Origin of the sequence: Alteripontixanthobacter muriae, from assembly GCF_013336795.1 — a bacterium.
Taxonomy (GTDB): Bacteria; Pseudomonadota; Alphaproteobacteria; order Sphingomonadales; family Sphingomonadaceae; genus Pseudopontixanthobacter; species Pseudopontixanthobacter muriae.
On record NZ_JAAFZT010000012.1, the window covers coordinates 60055 to 83646 of the forward strand.

At 63.1% G+C, this 23592-nt stretch carries 22 protein-coding genes; 10 read left to right on the forward strand and 12 right to left on the reverse strand.

Going from position 1 to position 23592, the window contains the following annotated elements; translation table 11 throughout:
- The first annotated feature begins 158 nt into the window (after positions 1 to 158).
- The 6 genes from G7A66_RS03705 (at position 159) to G7A66_RS03730 (ending at position 4530) form a co-directional block, all read left to right on the forward strand.
- A complete protein-coding gene (locus G7A66_RS03705; protein WP_174294365.1) occupies positions 159 to 497 on the forward strand; it encodes a P-II family nitrogen regulator in 339 nt (112 codons plus the stop codon).
- A gap of 58 nt (positions 498 to 555) precedes the next feature.
- Complete coding sequence (gene glnA / locus G7A66_RS03710; RefSeq protein ID WP_174294366.1) at positions 556 to 1965, forward strand: type I glutamate--ammonia ligase; 1410 nt, start codon at positions 556 to 558, stop codon at positions 1963 to 1965.
- Positions 1966 to 2098: 133 nt separating this feature from the next.
- On the forward strand, positions 2099 to 2698 hold the full coding sequence (locus tag G7A66_RS03715) for a lysozyme (protein ID WP_174294367.1): 600 nt from the start codon (positions 2099 to 2101) through the stop codon (positions 2696 to 2698).
- 166 nt (positions 2699 to 2864) lie between these two features.
- Positions 2865 to 3269: a hypothetical protein gene (locus tag G7A66_RS03720; protein WP_174294368.1), complete on the forward strand. Its 405-nt coding sequence runs from the start codon at positions 2865 to 2867 to the stop codon at positions 3267 to 3269.
- Entirely contained in the window at positions 3266 to 3967 is a 702-nt protein-coding gene (locus G7A66_RS03725; protein ID WP_174294369.1) for a hypothetical protein, read from the forward strand. Before G7A66_RS03720 ends, G7A66_RS03725 begins: the two co-directional genes overlap by 4 nt.
- Entirely contained in the window at positions 3964 to 4530 is a 567-nt protein-coding gene (locus tag G7A66_RS03730; protein ID WP_174294370.1) for a fasciclin domain-containing protein, read from the forward strand. Before G7A66_RS03725 ends, G7A66_RS03730 begins: the two co-directional genes overlap by 4 nt.
- A 21-nt stretch (positions 4531 to 4551) precedes the next feature.
- Here the strand turns inward: G7A66_RS03730 and G7A66_RS03735 are convergent, their stop codons facing one another.
- From G7A66_RS03735 to G7A66_RS03750, 4 genes are all read right to left on the reverse strand, one after another.
- The gene (locus tag G7A66_RS03735) at positions 4552 to 8769 is read right to left on the reverse strand and encodes a translocation/assembly module TamB domain-containing protein (RefSeq protein WP_174294371.1); all 4218 of its coding nucleotides are present in this window, start codon (positions 8767 to 8769) and stop codon (positions 4552 to 4554) included.
- A complete protein-coding gene (locus G7A66_RS03740) occupies positions 8769 to 10841 on the reverse strand; it encodes an autotransporter assembly complex protein TamA (protein WP_332310480.1) in 2073 nt (690 codons plus the stop codon). Before G7A66_RS03740 ends, G7A66_RS03735 begins: the two co-directional genes overlap by 1 nt.
- A 97-nt stretch (positions 10842 to 10938) precedes the next feature.
- Entirely contained in the window at positions 10939 to 11796 is an 858-nt protein-coding gene (locus G7A66_RS03745; protein WP_174294473.1) for an arginyltransferase, read from the reverse strand.
- Positions 11797 to 11958: 162 nt separating this feature from the next.
- Positions 11959 to 13224 (reverse strand): threonine ammonia-lyase, encoded by a 1266-nt coding sequence (locus G7A66_RS03750; RefSeq protein WP_174294373.1) that lies wholly within the window; start codon positions 13222 to 13224, stop codon positions 11959 to 11961.
- Positions 13225 to 13335: 111 nt separating this feature from the next.
- On the opposite strand from G7A66_RS03750, the gene G7A66_RS03755 reads away from it, so the two are divergent.
- The 4 genes from G7A66_RS03755 (at position 13336) to G7A66_RS03770 (ending at position 16704) form a co-directional block, all read left to right on the forward strand.
- On the forward strand, positions 13336 to 14247 hold the full coding sequence (locus G7A66_RS03755; protein ID WP_174294374.1) for an NAD(P)-dependent oxidoreductase: 912 nt from the start codon (positions 13336 to 13338) through the stop codon (positions 14245 to 14247).
- Positions 14244 to 15920 (forward strand): amidohydrolase, encoded by a 1677-nt coding sequence (locus G7A66_RS03760; RefSeq protein ID WP_408609235.1) that lies wholly within the window; start codon positions 14244 to 14246, stop codon positions 15918 to 15920. The genes G7A66_RS03755 and G7A66_RS03760 overlap by 4 nt, the downstream gene beginning before the upstream one ends.
- A 175-nt stretch (positions 15921 to 16095) precedes the next feature.
- Positions 16096 to 16326: a hypothetical protein gene (locus G7A66_RS03765; RefSeq protein ID WP_174294375.1), complete on the forward strand. Its 231-nt coding sequence runs from the start codon at positions 16096 to 16098 to the stop codon at positions 16324 to 16326.
- Between the two features lie 162 nt (positions 16327 to 16488).
- Positions 16489 to 16704, forward strand: a complete 216-nt coding sequence (locus tag G7A66_RS03770) for a hypothetical protein (protein WP_174294376.1) — start codon at positions 16489 to 16491, stop codon at positions 16702 to 16704.
- 114 nt (positions 16705 to 16818) lie between these two features.
- On the opposite strand, the gene tatC is transcribed toward G7A66_RS03770, so the two are convergent.
- From tatC to argS, 8 genes are all read right to left on the reverse strand, one after another.
- A complete protein-coding gene (gene tatC, locus G7A66_RS03775; protein WP_174294377.1) occupies positions 16819 to 17613 on the reverse strand; it encodes a twin-arginine translocase subunit TatC in 795 nt (264 codons plus the stop codon).
- A 2-nt stretch (positions 17614 to 17615) separates the two neighbouring features.
- A complete protein-coding gene (gene tatB / locus G7A66_RS03780) occupies positions 17616 to 18077 on the reverse strand; it encodes a Sec-independent protein translocase protein TatB (RefSeq protein WP_174294378.1) in 462 nt (153 codons plus the stop codon).
- Positions 18078 to 18094: 17 nt separating this feature from the next.
- On the reverse strand, positions 18095 to 18397 hold the full coding sequence (gene tatA / locus G7A66_RS03785) for a twin-arginine translocase TatA/TatE family subunit (protein WP_174294379.1): 303 nt from the start codon (positions 18395 to 18397) through the stop codon (positions 18095 to 18097).
- Between the two features lie 71 nt (positions 18398 to 18468).
- Entirely contained in the window at positions 18469 to 19077 is a 609-nt protein-coding gene (scpB, locus tag G7A66_RS03790; RefSeq protein WP_174294380.1) for an SMC-Scp complex subunit ScpB, read from the reverse strand.
- Positions 19074 to 19883 (reverse strand): segregation and condensation protein A, encoded by an 810-nt coding sequence (locus tag G7A66_RS03795; RefSeq protein WP_174294475.1) that lies wholly within the window; start codon positions 19881 to 19883, stop codon positions 19074 to 19076. The genes scpB and G7A66_RS03795 overlap by 4 nt, the downstream gene beginning before the upstream one ends.
- An 11-nt stretch (positions 19884 to 19894) precedes the next feature.
- On the reverse strand, positions 19895 to 20914 hold the full coding sequence (gene nagZ / locus G7A66_RS03800) for a beta-N-acetylhexosaminidase (protein ID WP_174294381.1): 1020 nt from the start codon (positions 20912 to 20914) through the stop codon (positions 19895 to 19897).
- Positions 20915 to 21000: 86 nt separating this feature from the next.
- On the reverse strand, positions 21001 to 21816 hold the full coding sequence (locus tag G7A66_RS03805; protein WP_174294382.1) for an SPOR domain-containing protein: 816 nt from the start codon (positions 21814 to 21816) through the stop codon (positions 21001 to 21003).
- A gap of 2 nt (positions 21817 to 21818) precedes the next feature.
- Positions 21819 to 23576 carry an arginine--tRNA ligase gene (gene argS / locus G7A66_RS03810; protein ID WP_232366622.1) on the reverse strand — a complete coding sequence of 586 codons (1758 nt, stop codon included), beginning with the start codon at positions 23574 to 23576 and terminating at the stop codon, positions 21819 to 21821.
- Positions 23577 to 23592 lie beyond the last annotated feature (16 nt).

Genomic DNA, 23592 nt, shown 5'->3' on the forward strand with positions numbered 1-23592 from the left:
CGGCGCTGACCGACAGTTCCGTGCTGGCGATCCGGTTGGCATGGTTCTTGAATGGTTGCGCGCGAAGCAGCGCCTGCGACCAGAGCGGAAAATCGCGGTGCGATCGGCGCAGAACCGCATGCAGGGCGCCGTTACAAATCGCGGTCAAGGGAGGCAGCGTGAAAAAAGTCGAGGCAATTATCAAGCCGTTCAAGCTGGACGAAGTTAAAGAGGCACTGCACGAAGTCGGCGTGTCCGGGATCACCGTGACCGAAGCGAAAGGCTTTGGGCGGCAGAAAGGCCACACCGAACTCTACCGGGGCGCGGAATATGTTGTCGATTTCCTGCCCAAGGTGAAGCTGGAGGTCATCGTCAGCGACAATATTGCCGATCGCGTCGTCGAAGCTATCGCGTCCGCTGCCCAGACGGGGCGTATCGGCGACGGCAAGATCTTCGTTTCCGCGATCGAAAGCGCGCTCCGCATCCGCACCGGCGAACGCGACGAGGACGCTTTATAGACATCGTCATCGCTGCACATCAGCGCAGCAACAAGTTTTCAATCGAGAAGGACTGACAATGGCCACCGCTAAGGAAATCATCAGCGACATCAAGGACCGCGACATCGAATGGGTCGATCTGCGCTTCACCGACCCCAAGGGGAAGTGGCAGCACCTGACGATGGTCGCCAATCTGCTGGGCGAGGATGAGCTGGAAGACGGCCTGATGTTCGACGGATCGTCGATCGCCGGATGGAAGGTCATCAACGAAAGCGACATGATCCTGCGGCCGGATCTGGAGCGGACGTATATCGATCCGTTCAGCGCCACGCCGATGATGATCATGTTCTGCGACATCGTCGAACCCTCCAGCGGCGAACTCTATTCCCGCGATCCCCGCTCCACAGCAAAGCGCGCCGAAGCCTATCTGCAGACGACCGGCATCGGTGACACTGTCTTCGTCGGGCCGGAAGCGGAATTCTTCATGTTCGACGATGTCCGCTTCGAAGACGGCTATGCCGCGTCGGGTTTCAGCATCGACGACATCGAATTGCCGACCAATTCTGGGCGTGAGTATGAATCCGGCAACATGGGTCACCGCCCCCGCGCCAAGGGCGGCTATTTCCCCGTCGCGCCGGTCGACAGCGCCGTAGACATTCGCGGCGAGATGGTTTCGACCATGATCGAGATGGGCCTCAACTGCGACAAGCATCACCATGAAGTCGCCTCGGCTCAGCATGAACTCGGCCTCACCTACTCCACCCTGGTGGAAACGGCCGACAACATGCAGATCTACAAATATGTCGTCCATCAGGTCGCCCACGCCTACGGCAAGACAGCGACCTTCATGCCCAAGCCGATCAAGGACGATAACGGGTCCGGCATGCACACTCATTTTTCGATCTGGGAAGGCGGCAAGCCGACCTTCGCCGGCAACGCCTATGCTGGCCTGTCGCAGAACTGCCTCTATTTCATCGGCGGCGTCATCAAGCATGCCAAGGCGCTGAACGCTTTCACCAACCCGACCACCAACAGCTACAAGCGTCTGGTCCCGGGCTACGAAGCGCCCGTGCTGCTGGCCTATTCGGCCCGCAACCGGTCTGCGTCCTGCCGGATTCCCTATGGCGCGGGCGACAAGGCGAAGCGCGTCGAATTCCGTTTCCCCGATGCGATGGCGAACCCCTATCTCGCCTATTCCGCCATCCTGATGGCAGGCCTCGACGGTATTCAGAACAAGATCGACCCGGGCGAGGCGATGGACAAGAACCTCTACGATCTGCCGCCTGCCGAACTGGCAGACGTGCCGACCGTCTGCGGATCGCTGCGCGAGGCGCTGGAATCGCTCGACGCCGATTACGAATTCCTGCTCAAGGGCGATGTCTTCACCAAAGACCAGATCGACGCCTATGCCGAACTGAAATGGGAAGAGGTCATGCGCGTGGAGACCACCCCGAACGCTGTCGAATACGACCTTTACTACAGCGCCTGACGGCTGAAAATCCTGATGGGGCGTGCGGGAGAGATCTCGTGCGCCTCATTTGCTTCAACGCTGAAAAGCCTTTCCTACAGCGCCCTTTGCTGCGTAATGCCTGCGCCTCCTCATCCAGGTCGAGAGGCAGTTCATGCAGCGCAAAACCATCTTCGATGCCGTTCGGAATATCCTCGGGCGCGGGTTTCGCGCTTCCGAGGTCATCGAACTCGACCTAGCTATCGAGAATGCTCTCGGGCGTGAAGACAGTGGCGACTTGAGCAGCTCGCGTTCGTCCATGATTTCGGCTGAAGGCATTGCGCTCATCAAGAAATTCGAAGGTTGTGCGAAGATCAGGCGTGACGGATTGGTGGAGGCCTACCCCGACCCGGGCAGTGGCGGCGACCCCTGGACCATAGGATGGGGCGCAACGGGCACGGGGATTGCCCGCGGCACTCTGTGGACGCAGGACCAGTGCGACGCGCGGCTCGTAGCAGACCTGGCAAGCTATTCGCAGGAGGTTGCCCGCGCGATCGGCGGTGCTCCCACCTCGCAAGCCGAATTCGACGCCCTTGTCAGCTTCCACTATAACACGGGAGCAATCGCCCGAGCCACACTGACAAAGCACCATCGCGCAGGCCGGAAATCTGCCGCGGCTGCCGAATTTGCCCGCTGGAACAGAGCCGCCGGAAATATTCTTCCCGGCCTGGTGAATCGCCGCAGGGCGGAGGCCGCGCTGTATTCGCAGGGTTAAATCCTGCCTGCCGGTTAATCACGCTCGCAAACCATGCATCAGGTGCGCTTCGAGGGGCGGAAAAGGGGAACCTATGGCGCAGCGAGCCTGTTTTGCAGGACGAAGGAGGCTCAAATGCGCCACATTGTCATGATCGCTGCTGCGCTCGCCATCTTGGGCGTATCGGGTGGTATCGCCTCCGCTCAGGGCCAAGGACAGGGACAGGGACAAGGACAGGGACAAGGACAGGGACAAGGACAGGGACAGAGAAGCGATAAAGAGGCTGATCGTGAGCGAGCCGACAAGACGCCGAGGCAGAATGGCGATGTGCAGAACAGTCGGGCCGGATCTGACCGAACTGATAGAGGCGTTCCCTCCCGGCGCTCCGATGAAGCGGCAGATGAGCGGCAAGATCCTGCAACAGGTCCGGACCGGGCGACTGAGAGCGCAAGTCCGAACGCCATGCGCGGCAAGGGGCAGGTTACGTCGGGAAGCGGTAATTCTGCAGCCGGTCGCGCTGAAGATCGTAGTTTTTCACGCGATCTGCGGTCCGGAGAAACGAACGGTCGATCCCGCAAAGCCGATGCGATGAACAATGGACGGTCCCGTTCCGACGGTCGGAATGCCGCTCAAGGCAATCTGCGCCGGGCCGATGCAAACACCCAACCGATCTCCAGGCGTATCGTCGGCGACCGTGCACAGTTCCAGTTCGTGCAAAGCGACTATCTGATCCGCGGATGCCCGCCGGGCCTCGCCAGAAAGAACAACGGCTGCCTGCCACCCGGGCAGGAAAAGCAGCGCTTTCTCAGCTACGGAGCCGACTACTTCGGTTATCGCAATCTTGAGGACGGTCGCTACCGATACGGTAACGGCTATCTCTATCGGTTCAGCGACAGCGGTGGCTTGCTCGGATACATCCCGCTGCTGGGCGGAGCGCTGTCGATCGGCAGGATTTGGCCGCAAAGCTACCAGCGCAATCAGGTGCCGGACTATTTCACTGAATATTACAATCTTGGGCCGCCGCGCAATTACGGCTATGCCGGCGACGTCATCTACCGCCTCAATCCGCAATCTTCAGCCATTACCTCCATCGCGGCGCTGCTGACCGGAGACGAATTCAACGTCGGCGAAATAGCGCCCAGCGGATACGATATCTACAATGTGCCGGGTGCCTATCGGGAGCGATATCGCGATACCCCCGATGCAGACTATCGCTACTCCGATGGCTATGTTTACGAGATCGATCCGGCGACCCGGATCGTTCGTGCCGCAATTGAATTGCTCGCATGAGGCGCGGCGTCCCCTGGTTCATTGCAGTCTCGGCAACGATCGGCCTCGCTGCATGCAGTCCCGGTGAGGAGCAGCCAGCGGAAGAGCCGGCTGAACAGGTTTCGACCCGCACACTGGCGTCCGTCATCGCCGGAGTGGACGAATTGTCGAGACTGTCGGGGATCCTTACCACATCAGGCCTCGGCGCAGTTTTCGACGGACCAGCAAGCTATACAGTCCTCGCTCCCGGCAACGATGCGCTGACATCTGCCTTGCCGCCAAACATCGATGACGAGGCGGCGCTGCCGATCATCGTGGCGCTCATTCGCGATCACATTCTGCCCGGACACCTCACGCCGGCGATGATCCGGCAGGCGATTATCGAACAGGGCGGGCCTGTAGAGATGCGGACCTTGGGCAAGGGAACGGTCAGCTTTTCGCTTCAGGGCGAAACATTGATCGCCAGCAAGGGCGGAGATTCCGTGCCGCTGACGGGCGGAGCGCTGGTGGCGGATAATGGCGTTGTCATTCCGCTGGACGGCATCTTTGCTCCGCAACCGGCAACATCCACCGACTCCGAATAGGCACACGCACAACGTTGCGGGTCAGTAATCACGGCTGACTTCAGCGACCACGCTCTCGCGGCCGATGGTCGAAATGCTTGCCAGCAGCGAAAGCCAGCGAGTGATGCGGAATTCGGCGCTGGTCGCGCTGTAGCCGCGCCCGTCGGTAATCAGTTCGACATAAATGCGGCGGGATAAGTTCTTGCCGATGGCAATGCCGGTTCCGCGCCGCAGGGCGGCATCGGCATTCACGATCCGCAGGCGGTCCAGACCGATGGCGTTGCGCAGCGAATTGATCGGGTCCAGCCCGCCATCGCCATCGCCGCGCAAAGATGCCAGCGCCGCGCCCAGTTGCAGCGCGTCGGTTGCTGACAGAGCGGTGATCGATCCTCCAAACAGAAGACGGGCGAGGATCTCTTCCTCAGGCAGCATCGGCGTAGAGGAGAAGCGCACCTCGGGCGACTGCGCGTTTCCTTCGACATTGACGGTTACATCTATGCCGTTCTGACGGCTTTCCGCCTGAATGTTGATGCGCGGATCGATCGGGCCGTTCACGTCGAAATCGATGCGGCCACGCTCCAGGTCGAAACGCGCACCGGCAAAGCTGTAGATGCCCTGTACCACCTGAGCATCGCCGCCGATACGGGGATCGTCGGTCGTTCCGCGAATGCTGAGATCGGCACTCCATTCGCTTTCGAGTCCAAGCCCGTCCACATCGATGCGGTTGTTGCCCTGGGCATTGATGAGATAACGCCATGGCGCGCTGCGGCGGCGGGCGGGCGCAACGTCATAGGGCAGGTTCACATCGGTGGTCGCGATCTGCGGCAGCCGCAGTTCCTCGGCCGCGCGGCCCAGGCGCCAGCTCGCCCGTTCGATTTCCAGGCGCCCGGCGATGGTGCCTCCGATGCCGTTCGATACGAGCCGCAAGGGCCCGGTCACGACGGCCTGGAGACCGGCCTGATTGAGCAGGAGGGCGTTCGATGCCGCGACCTTGATGTCCAGTGCCGGTCCTCTTGCCCCCAAATTGGCGAGATCGACCGTGCCGCTGCCGACCACGGTGCCGCCATTCGGTGTATCACCGGCGAAACGGGCGATCCGTAGACGTGATCCATTGAACGTGCCGCGTGCCTGGATGTTGCGGATATCGGTTCCGGAAAGCGCGCTCTGCAACCTCAAATCACTGGTTGAGAGAGAACCTCGCACCTGCGGATCGGCGAGATTGCCGGTGATATCGGCAGCGATCTCGACGGGGCCAGTAAGGTCGAAGGTATCGACCGCCGCCAGACGCCACAGGGCCGAAGCAGGCCCGGCATAGCGAAGCTGCGCCGCCAGATTGCCCCTGCGCAGCCGATCGGCCAGCCCGCCCTGCCCCGGCAGATTGGCTATGCGGCCTTGCAGCCTCCCGCGCCTCTCGCCGCCCTCTGTCGCGACCGCACGCGTCTCCAGCCGGTCAGGCGTCAGCCGCAGGACGAGGGCAAGATCGATGGGCCGCGATGTCAGCACGAGGCCCGAGCGGGTCAGGCCGTCGATCTTGACCCGTGCCTGCCCGGTCGGCAGTCCCCCGGCGCTCTGGCTGTAATCGACAGTTCCGGAAACCGTCCCGCCCAGACCGATGGTGTCAGCCGCAATATCGAGCAAGGCCAGCGGCATGTCGGCCAGTTGCAGTTCCAGCGCTGTCTCGCTCCCGCCAAAGCGGCCCCGCGCGATGGCGCTACCCTGCCCGTAATTCACCTGCGTGGGGCGCAAGGTCCAGCCACCGCTTGCATTTTCCTCCAGAACGGCTCGGCGCGGCATCGTGATGTCCCGCCCGGCGTAGCGCCCCTGTGCAGCGACCGCGATACGCTCTGGCGCGACATTGGCGGCCAGCCGCAGTTCGAACTGGCTGCCCCTGCGTCCGGCGATCTGCGCGTCCACCCTGCCGCGCCCGTTCCGCAGTTCGGCCTCGGCTGCCAGGCGCCCGATAAAAATATTGCCATAGCTGAGGCCTTGCGCACTCGCCTCGCCATCGATCGTGCTGTTGCCATCCGCCAGATAGCCGGTGACATCGACTTGCGCCCGGCCGATGGCGAGCGGGGTGTCCCCTCCGAAGCGCGCATCGCGGACGGTCAGATCGATATCGAAGCCCTGGCCGCCCGCGCGCGGTGCCAGCAGGATCGCACCATCGACACCGCCTTCCGCAAAGCCGAGCCGCCCCCTTGCCGCGCCGCCCTGCAGGACGAGATCGCCAGTGACATCGGTGCCGCTGACCTGCAGCCGGTCGATCGCTATGCGGGCATCGCCCCCGGGCGGAGCGAACAGGCGGAAATCACCGTCGAAAGGTCCGAGCAGAGACTGTCCCCTTGCCGCGAGCGAGAAGCCACCATCTTCAGGGCGCAACGCCACGCGAACATCGCGCAAGCCCGCTTGCGGCAGCGGATCGGCAAAGACCAGCACGGCTTCCGGCCCGGAGGGTATCAGCGTGCCTTCGACCGTGAATGGCCCGAATTGAACGTGCCGCCCGCGTCCTGCCAGCGTCGTGCGGCCATCCGCGATGCGTCCGTCGAGTTCCGCCTGCAGCTTGCTGGCGTTCACGCGAAACTGGCGGAAGGAAAGCGGCTGGCCCTTGCCGAAAGTCACTCCTCCGGCGAAGCGGATGTTCTCTCCGGCAATCGTCGTCAGGGTGGGATTTGCGACCTGCACGAGTCTCCCATCGACAACGCCTCGCAGGGTCCAGGGCTGGTTGCGGGCAACATCGAAAACGATCTGTGCGCTGCCGTTGGCACGGCCGATATTTCGAAATTGCAGCCCTTGCGCCCGAACCGGCCCCGCCAGAGTATAGGCCCCATCGGCAGGCCGCGCGCGCAGTGCCAGCTCAGCACTGGTTTCGGGGAAGCGGACGCGCAATTCATCCGAGAACAGACGGCCTTGGTCGGCGATCAGCATGCCTGCGACAGTGCCGCCGACGAGGCGCGGATCGAGCAACTCGTTCCCGAGCCTGATCCGCCCCACCTCTGCATTCAGGGGCAGTTGCAGCCGTGATCCATCCAGACTGGCAGTGCCATTCTGCCGGAGATCGGTCACTGCGATTTCACCGGATAGCAGACGGTCGAGCGTCAGCCGGTGCCGAATGCTCAGGCTGCCGAAAGCACCGTCGGCGGTACCGCTCAGCCAAAGACCCTCAAGCCGCAGATCGCCGCCGAGTATGTCCGGCTGGCGCAGGCGAAGGGCGAAGCGCACATCCTCCAACAGATTGCGGCCGAGATCTACCTGGCCCTGCACTGCCCCGATCACCGCATCGGAAGCGAATTTCGCCTGCCCCTGCAGGATGCGCTGCTGCAAAGTGCCGGTTGCCCTCAGCGACAGCGCACCCGCGACCAGATCGGCTGGCAGGCCGTCCAGCGCGGTGCCCGGTGTCACCTGACCTGCGATTGCATATTCGCCGCTGCGGTTGGCGAGGCGGAAGACCGCGAAACGCGTGCCCGCGCGCTCCACAAGGAAGCGCCCTGCCCAGTTCGTCCACGATCCCTGCCCGTCGACGATTGCGCGATAATCCTCGTCCGCGCCAAGCAGGCTGGCCAGAACGCCGCCCGCAGGCGCAGCGTAGTCGAGGCTGAGGTTGAAGCGATCCTCGTCGGGCATGGCGTCGATCAGCGCGAACAGCCGGTCGCCTCCGCCGAGGCCACCGCGCACCTTGGCGTATATCCTGCCTGAATGAATATCGGCTTCGGCCGCCAGATCGATCGTGCGACTTCCCCCGCCGAGAATCTGTTGCGCAATCGTCAGGTCGGTGATGCGAAGACGGTCTATGGATATGTCGAAATCGGGCAGAACAGGCGATTCCGGATCGCCCGGCCGGAGATTGGGCAGGCGATACAAGGTGCCGCCCCGCGTCAGCAGATCGCGGATGTCCAGACCGCTGGTGAACCAGCGCAAGGGGCGCCAGTCCAGCGCCACGGTGGGCAGCGACAGGAACACGCCTTCAGGGTCGGACAGCGCGACATCGTGCAGCGTGGCGGAGCTGTAGATGCTCCCCTCGATGCGTCCAATCGTGATGCCGAGGCCGGATGCGGGCGCCAGTTTTTCTATCCTGTCGATCAGGAAGCGCCTGCCGGGCGCAGTATCGAGCGCGGCCAATCCGCCGACGATAACAAGCGCGAACGCCAGAATTATCCCGAGCGACCATCGCACAATGCGTGCAGCAACAGAGCCAGCCCTGCGATCATGGCCAGCAGCATTGCCAGCGCCGTCTTCGCGAATATCGTCAAGGTGGTCGCCGGCCATCAGAAGGCCTGCCCCAGCGACACATAGACGGCGAAGGGATTGTCGTCCGGCCCGGGGTTGATCGGAACGCCGAGATCGACCCGGATCGGGCCGAACCCGGTCTGATACCGTATCCCGACCCCCGCGCCGACCCGCAGCACGTCCAGAGTGGGCGCGGCACCAACGCTGACCGTTCCGGCATCGACGAAGGGGACCACCGATAGCGCCCCGTCGAAGATGCCGGTCTGGATGCGGGCCTCCAGTGCCAGCTCGACCAGCGAACGGCCACCGTTCGGCTCGCCAAACGCATTGCGCGGACCGATCTGCTGGAAGCCATAGCCGCGTACCGAACTGCCGCCACCTGCGTAAAGGCGGCGGGAAGGTGCGATATCGATAAGATTCGCTCCCGGGATGCTCGCCACTGCCACCCGGCCCGCCAGCACCACCCCTTCGGACATCCGGCGGTAGTAGCTCGCATCAATCTGGCTGCGCAGGTAGAAGCTCTGCGTGCCGCGGTTGCGGGAGATTTCGGGAGAAAGGCGCAAGCCGAGGCGGTAGCCGGTCGTCGGATCGAGCAGGTCGTCCGTCGTGTCGATCAGCGCCTGGCCGGGCAGCGCCGCCACGAAATAGGTTTCGCGCGGAGTCTGCGATTCGCGCACCGAGGCCGGGGCCTCATCCGTGGCGATGAGTTCGAAGCCGCCTCCCCAGCTAAGCGGCTTCTGGAACAGCAGCGTGGACAGGCGCTCGTAGGTGCCGATGAGCGCGACGGTACGGGCGTCATAGGCATCGCTGTCCAGCGTGCTGGCATAGGCATCCAGCGTCAGCACCTTGTCCCGCCCGCCGAAATTGTTCTTCCGGAAGGTGATGCCGGCCAATTGTTCCTGCGTTCCCAGAATGCCGCGCACCCGCAGCGATCCTTCAGGCGGGAACAGGTTGCGATGTTCCCAGCTGGCCTGGAGGCGGATACCCTCTTCCGACCCATAGCCGATTGCGCCCGCCACGGTCCGCAGCGGCGCACGGGTGAAATTGACATCCAGCACCACCACGCCCGGTTCATCGCCCTGCGGCTCCGCAATCCGGCGCGGCGTTATACTCGCGGTCGAGACCAGACCGGTTGCCGTCACTGCACGGCGCAGATCCAGTTCCAGGCTGCGCTGGTAGATGTCGCCAGCCTCGAAGCGAGCGATGCCTGCCAGATGCTCGCTGCCGAGGAATTCGGGATCGGAGCTCACGACGCCGCCGAATGCGTATTTGCCGTTGGGGCGAACGACCATCGTCAGATCGCCTTCCAGCCGTGCATGGTCGACCACAAGTTCGGGCGCATCGATCTCGGCGAAGGCATAGCCGCTTTCGCCCAGCGCGATGTCGAGATCGACCTGTTCCTCGACGATCCGGTCGCTCGAAAGGTCCATCCCACTGGCGATGTCAAAGGCACCGCGCAGTTCGTCATAATCAGGCGCTGCAGTCAGATTGCCGAGGTCGATCTCACCAAAGCGGTAACGCGGGCCGGGAATGATGTCGAAACGTACCGTGGTGCGCCCGGCGTCGGCGGACGCAGTGCCTGCGGCGGGCTGCGGTGCAGCAATGGTGCGCGAGACCTGCGCATCGTAATAGCCGTAGATACGTAGAAGGGTCCCGAGCAATTCCTCGTCGCGGCGCGCCCGCGCCGTCAGCTGGGCGACATTCGCTTCCTCGCCTTCCAGCTCCTCCAGAGTGGAGAGAGCAGCAAATCTCTCGACGAAATCGTCACGCGGCGGGAAATCTTCGGCGCGTTCCGGATAGGCGATCACCAGATTGTCGTCGATCCGCCGCTCTACCAGCACCGGGGGCGGTGCCAGCAGCGGTTCGTCGAAAGTGGCGAATTCGATGTCGTCTTCAGGCTCGAGCGGCGCAAGCTGCGGCAGATCGAGATCGTCTTCCGGCCAGGGAACGGTGATCAGCGGCATGTCCGCCAAGGGCGAATCAGCTGCGAGTTCGGGCAATTCTGCGACCGGCTCCGGCAGATCGGCGGCATCGGGAGCGGTTTCGACAGCCCATTCCTGCGGATTGGCCACCGCTGAATCGGGAATCAGATCCTCTAGGCGCGGCGACACCGATCCGTCTTGCGCATGAAGGGAAAGAGGAAGGCAAAGAGCAACGGCAGCGGTGGACAACGCCAGCTGCTGCAATGCGGACTTGCGGACGGCGATGTCAGCTGCTGGTTGCTGCGACCTTCTTGTGGGAACCGGAAGGTTGCCATTTCTCGCCCGGTGCGGTGCCTGCCCCGGCTTTACCGGTGCCGGCGACGGAACTGGCGATGAGGGCGTCCTGCTGTTCGGCTGACATCCGCACCCAGCCGCCCGGGGTAAGCCGTTCAAGCGGCCTGTAGCGCACCTTGTACTGCATGCGCGGCGACCCATCGACCCAATAGCCGAGATAGACATACGGCAGCCCATCTTCGCCCGCGCGGCGAATATGGTCCAGAATAATGTAGTTCCCAAGACCGGACCGCGCCTCATGTTCAGGGTCGTAGAAACTGTACACCATCGACAACCCGTCTCCCTGCCGGTCGGTCAGACAGGCGCCCACCAGGCGGCCCGGCTTCCCATCGGCGGAAGGTTCCCTGTATTCGGTCACATAGCTGGATATCGGCGTGTGTTCCACCATATCCGCAAAATCCATCTCATCCATCGACACCATGCCGCCATCGGGGTGGCGCATGCCGAGATATTTCTGCAGCAGCTCGAACTGTTCCGCCGTTGCCCAAGGGCGGCATTCCGTCACCTCGAGATCGGAATTGCGGCGCATGTTCTTGCGCTGCGTGGCAGAGGGGCGAAAATCCAGTGCCGCGACACGTACCGATACGCAGGCCTGGCAATTGGCGCAGCTGGGCCGGTAAGCGACCGTCTGGCTGCGGCGGAACCCGATCCGGCCGAGCGCTTCGTTCAGCTGGTCGGCATTGTCGCCCTTCAGTTCGGTAAAGACCTTCCGTTCGCTGCGGCCCGGCAGATAGGGGCACGGCGCGGGGCTCGTGACGAAGAAGCGGGGAAATCTGACGGGGGCGGTCATAGGGCGGTCACGGGGGCTGCTGTTATCCTGTCGGTCGTTCATCCTTGCGGCCGGAAAGGCGAAGCATCGCCTGTCCTGCCCGAGTGATTATGCCACGATGCGCGAGAGGTTAAAGCCTTTTAACCACGAATCGTACAGCCTCAGGTTTTTGCGGTCAGCGCGTCAGTTCAGTTCGACCTGGCTGACCGAATATCCCTTGCCCTGGAGTTCGGCGATCAGCCCGTCGAGCTGCTGCTTGTCCCGCGCTTCGCATTCAATGTCGGTGATCAATCCCTTCGCCGGCAGGGTCGTGAAAATGCGCTGGTGATATATTTCGATGATGTTGACGTTATGCGCCTCGAATTCGCGCATTACCTTGTAGAGCGCACCGGGCCGGTCCTGCAGGGTTATCCGCAGCCGCGCGAGGCGACCCGAACGGGCGAGGTCGCGCAGCAGCACATTCGCCAGCAGGCGCGTGTCGATATTGCCGCCGCAAAGTACCAGGCCCACTTTCCGGTCCCTGAAGCGTTCCGGATGGTCGAGAACCGCCGCCAGACCAGCGGCACCTGCCCCTTCGACAACGGTTTTCTCGATCTGCAGCAACAGGGAAACGGCATTCTCCAGCGATGCCTCATCCGCCAGCAGAATGTCGTCGACCCGCTGCCTGATCACCTGCTCGGTGAACCGGCCCGGTTCCTTCACCGCTATGCCTTCGGCCAGCGTATCGCCCCCGCAGGGCAGAGACTCGCCCGACAGGCGGTTGTGCATCGAGGGGAACAGGCGAGCCTCGACGCCGATCACCTCGATTTCGGGCTTCAGCGCCTTGGCCACCGTAGCCATGCCGGAGATCAACCCGCCGCCGCCGATGGGCGTGACAATGCAGTCGAGTTCCGGCGCATCTGCCATCATTTCCAGCGCCACCGTCCCTGCACCTGCCGCGACATGCGGATCGTCGAAGGGGTGAACGAAGGTGAGTCCCAGTTCCTTCTCGAGCTTGCGGGCATGGGCATAGGCTTCGTCGAAGGTTTCGCCTTCGAGCACGACATTGCCGCCTACGCTTTCGGTCTGCATCACCTTAACCGTAGGCGTGGTGCGTGGCATGACGATGGTGACCGGCACGCCCAGACGCGTTCCGTGATAGCTGAGGCCCTGACTGTGGTTGCCCGCAGACGCGGCGATCACGCCGCGTTCGCGTTGCGCCTTGTCCATCAGCAGCAACGCATTAAGCGCGCCGCGCTCCTTGTAGGCAGCGGTGAACTGCAGGTTTTCGAACTTCAGCCAGACTTTCGCGCCGGTGATGTTGGAAAGCGTCTGGCTGAACATGGTCGGCGTGCGCACGACCGATCCCGCGATGCGATCCGCCGCCGCCTGAACGTCGGCTAATGTCAGAGGCAGCTCTTCCGTTAGGGCAGAGGAGGATGCGGCGGCCTGGTCGATGCTGTGCGTCATGGCAGCGGCCCTTACGGGATAAATGCAGGCTGGGGAATGGCGGAAGGACAAGCCGGGCATTGCGCCGCCGCGGCATTTGCTTTCGCGCTCGATTTGTCACATCCCCCGGCCATGACCGAACCTCTGAAAATCGCCTTCATCGGCCTCGGCGTCATGGGTGGACCTATGGCCGGGCACGTTGCCGCAGCCGGCTACTCCGTCACGGCCTACAACCGCACCACCAGCCGCGGGGAGCAATGGCTCGAAGATCAGCGCGCGAAAGGCCACGACGCGCAGATCGCCAGGACGCCGGCGGAAGCAGCGGCCGGAGCCGCGATCGTCCTCACCTGCGTGGGTAATGATGAAGATCTCGAAGCTGTGACGCTTGGCGATCAGGGGGCTTTCGCTGCGATCGCGCCGGGCGCTCTGTTCATCGACCATACGACCGTCTCGGCTGCAATGGCCCGCAGGCTGGACCACGCCGCCCGCGATGCAGGTTTCGCCGCGATCGATGCTCCGGTTTCCGGCGGCCAGGCGGGGGCCGAGAACGGCAGGCTGGCGGTCATGTGCGGCGGCACGGAAGAGGCGATTACCCGCGCGCGGCCCGTGATGGAGAGCTACGGCGCCCGGATCGTGCATGTCGGCGCTGCGGGTGCAGGCCAGACGGCCAAGATGGCGAACCAGATGTGTATCGCCGGAACGCTGGCCGGCCTTTCGGAAGCGATTCGCCTCGCGGAAGCCGCAGATCTCGACATGGAAGGCGTTCTTGAGGCGATCTCCGGCGGCGCTGCGCAAAGCTGGCAGATGGAGAATCGCTGGCAGACGATGGTCGCGGCCGAATTCGACCACGGCTTCGCACTCGACTGGATGCGCAAGGATCTGGGCTATGCACTCGACGAGGCTCGCCGGCTCGGGCTATCCGCTCCGGTGACCGCTCTGGTCGACCAGTTCTATGCCGATCTGCAGGCGATGGGCGCCGGCCGGCAGGATACCAGCGCCCTGATCAGACGACTGCCGGAAGGCTCCGAAGGAAAGACTACATGAGAATGCAACTGCTCCGCACCGCCTGCAAGCTGGCGCTCGCCCTCCCCGCGCTTGTTCTGGCTCAAACAGCCCAGGCCGATGTGCTGGTCGACAATATTCAGGGCCTAACCATCGATGAAGACGGCGAAGTGGACCGCTTCGAAGCGATGTGGATCGACGATGAAGGCCGGGTGAAGCAGGTATTCGACAGCCGCGACCGCAGGCCGGTGCGTACCGATTACCGCGTCGATGGGCAGGGCCGCGTGGTGGTGCCCGGCATGATCGATGCGCATCTTCACGTGATGGGCCTCGGCTTCGGCGCGCTCACGCTCGACCTGTCGCAGACCCGTTCCCTGGCAGAAGCGCAGGAGGCGATCCGCGCCTTCGCGGCCGAAAACCCGGAGCGCCCATGGATCATCGGGCGCGGCTGGAACCAGGAATTGTGGGGACTGGGACGCTTTCCCACCGCCGCGGAACTGGATGCAGCCGTCAGCGATCGGCCGGTCTATCTCGAACGGGTGGACGGTCATGCAGGATGGGCCAATACGCGCGCCATCGCGGCAGCCGGGATTAGCGCCGATACGAAGGATCCCGCAGGCGGACGGATAGAACGCATCGCCGGTTCGCAGACACCAGCAGGCGTGTTTGTCGATGCCGCGGGCGAGCTTGTGCAGAAGGCCGTCCCCCCGCCCCGCCCTGATGACCGTGACGTTGCCCTGCTTGCAGCGCAGCGCCGTCTGCTCTCCTCCGGAGTCACCGCGGCTGCAGACATGGGCACCACGATCGAGGATTGGCAGACCTATCGCCGCGCAGGAGATATCGGCACGCTTAAGATGCGGATCATGGCCTATGCCCACGGGGTGGACGCCATGGAACTGATCGGCGGCCCGGCCCCTACTCCCTGGCTTTACGACGACCGGCTGCGCCTCAACGGCGTTAAACTGTATCTGGACGGAGCGCTGGGATCGCGCGGTGCATGGCTGCTCGAACCCTATGCCGATGACCCCGGCAACACCGGCCTTCCCTTGATGACGCAGGCACAATTGCGCAATCTGATGAGCCGCGCGGCGATGGAGGATTTCCAGCTTGCCATCCATGCGATCGGCGATTCCGCCAATCGCGAAGTGCTGGAAGCGATCGAGGAACTGTCTAGCAGCTATCCCGGCGACAGGCGCTGGCGAATCGAACATGCGCAGATCGTCGATCCGGCGGATATTCCGCTGTTTGGCCGGAACGGCATCATTGCCTCGATGCAGCCGGTGCATCAGACCTCGGACAGGACGATGGTCGAGGCTCGGCTGGATCCGCCGCGCCTAGCCGGTGCCTATGCGTGGGCGTCGCTTGACGAGGCTGGCAGCAGGCTAGCCTTCGGCTCCGATGCGCCGGTGGAATCTCCCGATCCCTTCGCCGGACTGGCTGCTGCAATCTCCCGGACGGATGCCGAGGGCATGCCGCCGGGCGGATGGATGCCCGAACAGGCGGTTTCGCGCGAGATGGCTCTGGCAGGCTTCACGTCGAACGCAGCCTATGCCGGTTTTGCCGAGGGCAGGTTCGGGCGGCTTGTGCCAGGGGAGCGCGCGGATTTCCTGTTTATCGACCGTGATCCGATGATTGCCTCACCTGCCGAACTCCGTGCCACGAGGGTTCTGGAGACATGGATTGGCGGGGAAAGGGTCTGGCGTCGGGGCGACTGATCCGGACCCGAGCTGCGCGTTGTGGGGGCGCGCGTTTAGCCGCTGTTAACCGCTCCCTCATATTGTCGGCCGCATTGTCGGTCTGATTGCGGGATACTGCGTGTTTCAATCGTGCAAGACTGCTTCTAAAGCGTCGGCAAGGTGGAATGCGGATTTCGCCAAACGGAGAATTCGAATGAAGTTTCGCATCATGGCCCCTGCACTGGCAGCAATGGCGCTCGTTTCCGCTCCAGTCGCGGCTCAGCAGGCCGAGGCAGAAATCGCCCGTGCGCAGGCTCCGGTCGAGCGTTCTATGAATTTGGCAGCGCAGCAGAATACGCTCGTCTTCTTGGGGGGCATCGCGGCGGTGATTGCTGCCATCATCTTCCTTGCGGCAGATGATGACGACGATGCCGTCAGCGTGTGATATCCCACACGCGTTTCGGATAGTGTTTTCAAATGGCAACAGATGCCACCTATTCGGTGCCATCGCGCCCAGACAGTAGAATACCGGGGTTGCGACTATAAACGGCATGCTTTACGGCGGCCGGAGCAGATTAGAATTTAGAGCAATCGAGGAGAACCTAATATGAAGATTCGTAACGTGGCAGCCGCTGCTGCCGCACTTTCGCTGGTTGCATCGCCTGCCCTGGCGCAGACCAACGTGGATCGCGTTGCCGCTCCCGTCGAAGGCGAGAGCGAACTGGGCGGTTCCAGCATCATTCTCGCGATCCTGGCAGCTGCTGCCGTGATCGCCGGCATCATCATCGCTGTCGATGATGACGAAGACGCTATCAGCGCCTGATCGTTCGATCATAGCGTAATGAAAACGGGGCCTTTCGGCCCCGTTTTTGTATCTGCTGAATGAGCAGTCGTTTATTACTCCGGTATCCGAAACAGAGACCCGCGCGGGCCCGGTTCAGCTGTCGGCCACCTGCTTCGCTTCTGTCTTCTTCATGCGGCGTTCGCCCAGCCACATCAGGGCCAGGGATCCTTCGAACAGCAGCATCAGCGGAATGGCGAGCACGAGCTGCGAACCCGGGTCCGGCGGAGTAACCACGGCAGCTACGGCCACCACCAGTACGATCACGTAACGCCGGGCGGAGATCAGTTGCGCGCGTGAGACAATGCCGGCCTTGTTCAACAGCAGCAGCAATACCGGCAGCAGGAAGCTGATACCGAATGCCAGAATGAACTGCATGACCAATGCGAGATATTCTCCCATCGCTGGCAATGCTTCCTGCGCCAGCCCCCCGGACGTTCCTTCGAAATCAAGAAAGAAGATGAACGCGGTCGGCATAACCACGAAATAGGCGAGCGATGCCCCGGCGGTAAAAAGGATCGGCGTGGCTATGAGAAACGGCAGGAATGCGCTCTTCTCCTTCGCGTAGAGGCCTGGCGCGACGAATGCCCACAATTGATTGGCTATGATCGGAAAGCTGATGAAAAACGCTGCGAACAGCGCCACTTTCAGTTCCACGAAGAACGCTTCATAAAGCTGCGTGTAGATCAGCCGGCCCTGCTGGTTGCCTTCCGCGAAGGCGACGGTCAGTGGGCGGACGAGGAAGCCGAAGATATCATCGGCGAAATAGAGGCACACGGCGAATGCAATCGCCAGCGCTATGACGCAACGCACCAGGCGCGTGCGCAGTTCGATCAGATGATCCAGCAGCGGGGCCTGCGTTTCGTCAATATCTCTCAACTGGATTGCCATGATCAGCGTGCCGCCTTGTCTGAAGCGTCCATGTCTGTTTGCGGGCGCTGGACATGATTCTGCGGATCGTTTCCGGCCCGCATTTCGGCCTGTGCGCGGCTTTCGGCCGAAACGCCCATGCTATCTTCTGCGCTTTCGCTGTGCGGCTTGTCATCGGCAGACGAGGCCGTGGATGCGCCTGCAGCACCGTCATCGGGCACTATCCCAGAGTCCTCCGCTGTCATGACATCGGGGTGAGCCGCCATGATCGCGCGGTTCTGTTCGCGCCACTTGCGTTCCATATCCTCCATCTCCGCCTCGCGGATCATCGTGTCGAGCCCGGAACGGAAATGGCCGGACACTCGCCGGATCTTCCCGATCCAGCGACCGGCGGCGCGAAGAGCGGCGGGCATGTCCTTGGGGCCAATGACCAATATCGCCACGATGACGACGACGAGAACTTCGCTCGCAGCGATATCGAACATGGTCCCCGCCCGTCAGGTCAGCGGGGCGCGTCGCCGCGCGTGGCTGCATCCTGCCCGGCAGCATCCGCAACATTGGCTGTTTCCTGTGCGTTGCCAGTGGCCGGCGGAGCGGGCGTGACTGCAGGTGCGTTATGCGACGCCGGGGCGTTCAGGCGCTTGGCTTCTGCCGCATGCGCCTCGTCCTCGTCGCTCATTCCGGCGCGGAAGCTCTTCACGCCCTTGCCGAAATCGCCCATCATCTCCGAAATCTTGCCCCGGCCGAAAAGCACGAGAATGACGACGGCGATAATCAGCAGCTGAATTGGGCCAATACTACCCATGAGGCGATCCTTTTTTGCCTAGGTTCCATGCTTCGATATAGTGGATGTGCCCGGACTTTGCCAGCGATGCATCAGTCAGGACCGGCAGCTCCGTCGCTTTCGTTCGGACCTGACAGCGCATCGTAAGCATCATCTACCGGGTCGAGCAATCCGGCGCTTCTCAATTCGTCTATGCCCGGCAGGTCGCGGCGCGAGGCGAGGCCGAAATGCGCCAGGAATTCCTGAGTGGTGGCGTAGATTACGGGCCTTCCGGGCACATCCCTTCGTCCGGCGGCGCGGATCCAACCCGCCTCCATCAGCACGTCCAGCGTTCCCTTCGCCGTCTGAACGCCGCGGATGCTCTCGATTTCCGCCCGGCTGACGGGTTCGTGATAGGCGACGATCGCCAGAACTTCGGTGGCCGCCCGCGACAGGCGCCGCACCTGCTCGCGTTCTCGCCGTAGCAAATGGGCAAGATCCGGCGCGGTCTGGAAGTGCCAGGCCGCGCCGCGCCTGACCAGTGCCACACCCCTGCCGGCGTAGAACGTTTCAAGATCATTGACCGCGGCGCGAATCTCGGCTGCATCCGCATCGCCGAGGTGAGCGGACAATGCTGCGATCGTCAGCGGCTCCTCGGAGGCGAAAAGCGTCGCTTCGACTGCCCTCGTCAGCGCATCAGCCTCTTCTGCCGGGGGATTCACGATGCAGTGCGGCGCAGGAGCATCGGCTGGAAAGCGCCATTCTGCCGCAATTCGGCGCGCCCGGTACGCGCAAGTTCGAGCGCGGCGACGAAGCTGGAAGCGAGCGCGCTGCGGCGAAGGCGCGGCCGCTCCCACCCCGGCTCGGCCACGGGGGGCAGCAAGTCTTCCAGTCTCATCCAGTCGCGGCTGACGCCCAGCATGGCCGCAACCCGCTCCAGAGCGCTTTCGAGCGTCATGACTGGCCTGTCGCGCACCATGTGGACTGCAGGCGCGGTGCGGGCCTTCACTTGTCCGTAGGCCTGGATCAATGCGAACCAGTCGCATTGCCATTTAACCTTGCGATCGGTGCGCAGACCTTCGGGCGCCCCCCGCAGGAAGACATCTCGCCCCGTCCGATCGCGGGCAAGCAGACGAGCCGCCGCTTCCCGCATCGCGCCGAGCCGTGCCAGCCGTAATTGCAAGCGCAGCGCCAGCTCTTCCGGCCCCGGCTCCTCCTGCTCCTCAGCCGGAAGCAGCAGAGCGGATTTCAGATAAGCGAGCCATGCCGCCATTACGAGGTAATCGGCCGCGAGTTCGAGCTTCAGCGCTTCGGCCTGTTCTATGTAATCAAGATATTGGTCGACCAGCGAAAGAATGGAGATGGCGCGGAGATCGACCTTCTGCCGCCGTGCAAGGTCCAGCAGCAGATCCAGCGGTCCTTCCCACCCGTCGAGTTCGAGATAGAGCGCCGCGTCATCTGCGGTCGTCGGTCCCGCCCCATGATCGGTAGCACGGGCGCCTGCCGGTTCCGTAACGGCAAACAGCAACCCCGTGCCGCTCACCCGGCAATCCCCGCCGCAGCGAGCAAGGCGTCACGACCAGCGAGCAGTTCTGCCTTGTCCGGCGGGCCTTCCCTGGCGCCGGTCCCTTCCAGCGCCGCCCGCAGGCGCTCACGGGTTTTCGCACCTGCTTGGGGCAAGGCGGCGGCTATGCCGGTCATGTCATCCATCTTCGCCCAGCAATTCAGCACCAGATCGCAGCCGGCGGCAATCGCGCGGGAGGACCGCTCGGGGATCGTCCCCGATAGTGCCTGCATGTCGATATCGTCGGTGAGCAGCAGACCGTCGAAACCGATATGACCGCGGATCTGGTTCTCGATGATCGTCGGCGACAGAGTCGCGGCGTTTTCCGTGTCCCATGCAGTAAACAGCAGATGACCCGTCATGCCGATGGGCGCGTGATTGAGCGCGCGGAAGGGCTGCATGTCAATTGCAAGCTCTTCGGCGCTTGCCTCGATCGTCGGCATGCTCTTGTGCGTGTCGGTATTCGATCGACCATGGCCGGGCATATGCTTGATGCACCCTGCAACGCCTGCATCGGCAAGCCCCTGCAGGATCGCCCGGCCCAGCGCCGCAACCTGCATCGGTTCGGCGCCCAGTGCCCTGTCGCCGATAACATCGTGGCCGCCTGGCCAGCGGATATCGAGCGGGGGGTGGCAATCCACGGTGATCCCCACCTCCGCAAGCTCCAGACCCAGAGCATGCGCGTTCAGCCGCGCCGCCTGCATCGCAGATGCGGGTGCCACCTGGTACAAGCGGTCGAAGATCTCGCCGGCGGGAAAGCGCGTCCATTCAGGCGGCTTCATCCGCGCGACCCGGCCACCCTCCTGATCGATGCAGATGAAGAGATCGTCCTGCCCATGCAGGGCGCGCAATTCGGCAGTCAATGCGCGGATTTGCTCGCGATCAACGCAATTGCGACCGAACAGGATATAGCCTGCAGGCACGCTGTCGCGAAAGAAGTCACGCTCATCGTCGGTGAGCCTGGCCCCCGACATGCCGAAGATCGCTGGTGTCATGCAGGCGGGAATCGCAGGAAAACGCGGGTTTCGCAAGCGATTGCGAAACCCGCGTTGTGGACATTACTGACGCTTGCAGCGCTGGCTCAGGGCTTCACCTGGCAGGCGACGCCGTCGTTCTTCAACGAAGTGCACAGCTGGCGAGCGGACGACAGGTCGCCCGCGACCGCCTGCAGACGGTAGACTATGCCGATGTCTGCGTTGCCGCGAACGATGCGGTAATTCACGCCATTGAGCAGATCCGTGCGCGAGCGCAATTCGCGCCAGCCAGCCTCGGCCGTGGCTTCGTTCGAGTAGGCACCCACCTGCACAGCGACTCCGTTGATCGCTGGTTCGGGCGTCTCTTCCGGTTCGGGTGCCTCTTCTTCCTGTGCCACGTTGATGGAAGGGCGCGGCGCGTCGTTTTCGGCGATGCGTCCTTCGCGGGTCTGACCTTCGGCGACCGCGGGCGCGACATCGCCCGTGCCGGCGAATTCCTTGCCGCCAGGATCTGCGGGCCGGGTCCTGTATGGTTCGTCGGGCGCTTCGATGGTGCTGCCATCGGCGACAATCCCGCCGTCACTGCTGGTATTGGCAAGATACCAGCCGCCGCCAACCAGAACGGCCAGTGCCAGCAAGGCCAGCAGGACGAAACCGATCAGCCGGGCCGTGTCGACGCCGCCCTCTTCCTCGTCATCATCTGCCGATTCGAGCCACGGCAGGCGCTCGTCCTCTCGGCTGAGAGCGAGTTCGTCATCCGTGCGGTATGCACCATCTGCCTCTGCATGATCGCCGGTCCGGTACTCATCGGCCGCGCGGTAGTCTTCGGGCGAAAAGCCGGTTTCATCGCCATCAGGCGCGAATTCAGGATCGGCACCTTCGCCAGCTTCGTAATCATCGTCCCGGCGTCCGTTGTCGGCCATGGTCACATCTCCTCGACAGGTTCGACGCCCAATATAGCAAGACCGTTACGAATCACTTGCGCAACCTGGGACACGAGGAACAGCCTTGCCGCTGTCAGATCACGATCGGCGGTGATGACCCGCTTCGCAGCATCGTCATTGCCCGCATTCCAATAGGCGTGAAAAGCCGCCGCAAGATCGTAGAGGTAGAAGGCGATACGGTGCGCTTCCCGCGCCTGCGCCGCCGCTTCCACTATCCGCGGGAACTGCGCCGCCTGCTTGACCAGCGCGAGGTCAGCCGTGCCGAGCAGGTCGATATTCTCGTGAGAAGGCGCAATGCCATCGGCCGCGGCCCTGCGCAAAGTCGAATGGATACGCGCATTGGCATATTGCACGTAGAAGACCGGATTATCCTTCGACTGTTCGATCACCTTGGCGAAGTCGAATTCCATCTGCGCTTCCGGCTTGCGCGTCAGCATGGTGAAGCGGACGACATCCTTGCCGACTTCCTCGACGACCTCGGCCAGAGTGACGAAATTGCCGGAACGCTTGGACATCTTCACTGGTTCGCCGTCCCGCAGCAGATTAACCATCTGCACCAGCTTCACATCGAAGGTTATGGCCCTGCCCTCACCCTCCGACAGCGCGGCGACGGCAGCCTTGATCCGCTTCACCGTTCCGGAATGGTCGGCGCCCCAGATGTCGATCAGCGCATCGGCATCTTCCGCCTTCTGCATGTGATACGCGAGGTCGGCACCGAAATAGGTCCACTTCCCATCGGATTTGCGGATGGGGCGATCCTGATCGTCCCCGAACTTCGTCGACCGGAACAGCGGCAGCTCCACCGGCTCCCAATCATCCAGCGTCTTGCCCTTGGGCGCTTCGAGAACACCGTCAAAGACGAGATCGCGCGCACGCAGCCATTGTTCGGCAGCGTACGGTTTACCCGCGTTCTGCAACTCCGCTTCCGAAGCGAACACGTCGTGATGAATGCCCAGCAGGGCCAGATCCTGCCGGATCAGATCCATCATCGCGGAAACCGCCTGGCTGCGGAAGACGGGCAGCCACTCTTCCTCTGGCGCCGAGACATATTTTTCGCCGAGTTCTTCGGCCAGCGCTGCTCCCACGGGACGCAGATATTCGCCCGGATAAAGGCCTTCGGGTATCGCGCCGATGTCCTCACCCAAGGCTTCGCGGTAGCGCAGATGCGCGCTGCGGGCGAGCGTATCGACCTGCGCACCGGCATCGTTGACATAATATTCGCGAATGACCTCGTGCCCGGCATGCTCCAGCAGTGCCGCCAGTGCGTCGCCCACTACTGCGCCGCGGCAATGGCCCATGTGCATCGGCCCGGTCGGGTTGGCGGAAACATATTCGATGTTCACCCGCGTGCCGGCACCCATGTCGGAGCGACCGTAATCATCCCCCAGTGCGGCAATGGCGGCCACCTCCTCGCGCCAGGTCGATTCTGCAAGGCGCAGATTGATGAAGCCCGGCCCTGCGATCTCGGCGCTTTCCACGTCGGCATCGCGGTCCAGCTTCTCGATGATCTTCGCGGCCAGGTCACGAGGGTTGGTGCGGGCCTTCTTCGCCAGCACCATCGCGGCGTTCGTGGACAGATCGCCATGCGAAGCATCGCGCGGCGGCTCCACTGTCACCCCGGCGCGTGGCGTCTCGGGCGGAAGATTGCCCTCCATCTCGAGCGCGGACAGGATGGCGTCCAGCTTTTCCGCAAAAGCGGCGTGGATCGTATTGCGGCGAGGCATCTGTTGTTCGGACATGGCCCGCGCCTAGCCC

What these genes read in the sequence shown, in the direction of transcription:
- G7A66_RS03715 (WP_174294367.1), top strand. Translation starts at nt 2,099, where the DNA reads ATGCAGCGCAAAACCATCTTCGATGCCGTTCGGAATATCCTCGGGCGC.
- tatC (WP_174294377.1), bottom strand. Translation starts at nt 17,613, where the DNA reads ATGGCAATCCAGTTGAGAGATATTGACGAAACGCAGGCCCCGCTGCTG.
- argS (WP_232366622.1), bottom strand. Translation starts at nt 23,576, where the DNA reads ATGTCCGAACAACAGATGCCTCGCCGCAATACGATCCACGCCGCTTTT.
- nagZ (WP_174294381.1), bottom strand. Translation starts at nt 20,914, where the DNA reads ATGACACCAGCGATCTTCGGCATGTCGGGGGCCAGGCTCACCGACGAT.
- G7A66_RS03755 (WP_174294374.1), top strand. Translation starts at nt 13,336, where the DNA reads ATGACCGAACCTCTGAAAATCGCCTTCATCGGCCTCGGCGTCATGGGT.
- tatB (WP_174294378.1), bottom strand. Translation starts at nt 18,077, where the DNA reads ATGTTCGATATCGCTGCGAGCGAAGTTCTCGTCGTCGTCATCGTGGCG.
- tatA (WP_174294379.1), bottom strand. Translation starts at nt 18,397, where the DNA reads ATGGGTAGTATTGGCCCAATTCAGCTGCTGATTATCGCCGTCGTCATT.
- G7A66_RS03735 (WP_174294371.1), bottom strand. Translation starts at nt 8,769, where the DNA reads ATGGCCGGCGACCACCTTGACGATATTCGCGAAGACGGCGCTGGCAAT.
- G7A66_RS03765 (WP_174294375.1), top strand. Translation starts at nt 16,096, where the DNA reads ATGAAGTTTCGCATCATGGCCCCTGCACTGGCAGCAATGGCGCTCGTT.
- G7A66_RS03770 (WP_174294376.1), top strand. Translation starts at nt 16,489, where the DNA reads ATGAAGATTCGTAACGTGGCAGCCGCTGCTGCCGCACTTTCGCTGGTT.
- G7A66_RS03725 (WP_174294369.1), top strand. Translation starts at nt 3,266, where the DNA reads ATGAACAATGGACGGTCCCGTTCCGACGGTCGGAATGCCGCTCAAGGC.
- G7A66_RS03745 (WP_174294473.1), bottom strand. Translation starts at nt 11,796, where the DNA reads ATGACCGCCCCCGTCAGATTTCCCCGCTTCTTCGTCACGAGCCCCGCG.
- G7A66_RS03750 (WP_174294373.1), bottom strand. Translation starts at nt 13,224, where the DNA reads ATGACGCACAGCATCGACCAGGCCGCCGCATCCTCCTCTGCCCTAACG.
- G7A66_RS03805 (WP_174294382.1), bottom strand. Translation starts at nt 21,816, where the DNA reads ATGGCCGACAACGGACGCCGGGACGATGATTACGAAGCTGGCGAAGGT.
- G7A66_RS03760 (WP_408609235.1), top strand. Translation starts at nt 14,244, where the DNA reads ATGAGAATGCAACTGCTCCGCACCGCCTGCAAGCTGGCGCTCGCCCTC.
- glnA (WP_174294366.1), top strand. Translation starts at nt 556, where the DNA reads ATGGCCACCGCTAAGGAAATCATCAGCGACATCAAGGACCGCGACATC.
- G7A66_RS03730 (WP_174294370.1), top strand. Translation starts at nt 3,964, where the DNA reads ATGAGGCGCGGCGTCCCCTGGTTCATTGCAGTCTCGGCAACGATCGGC.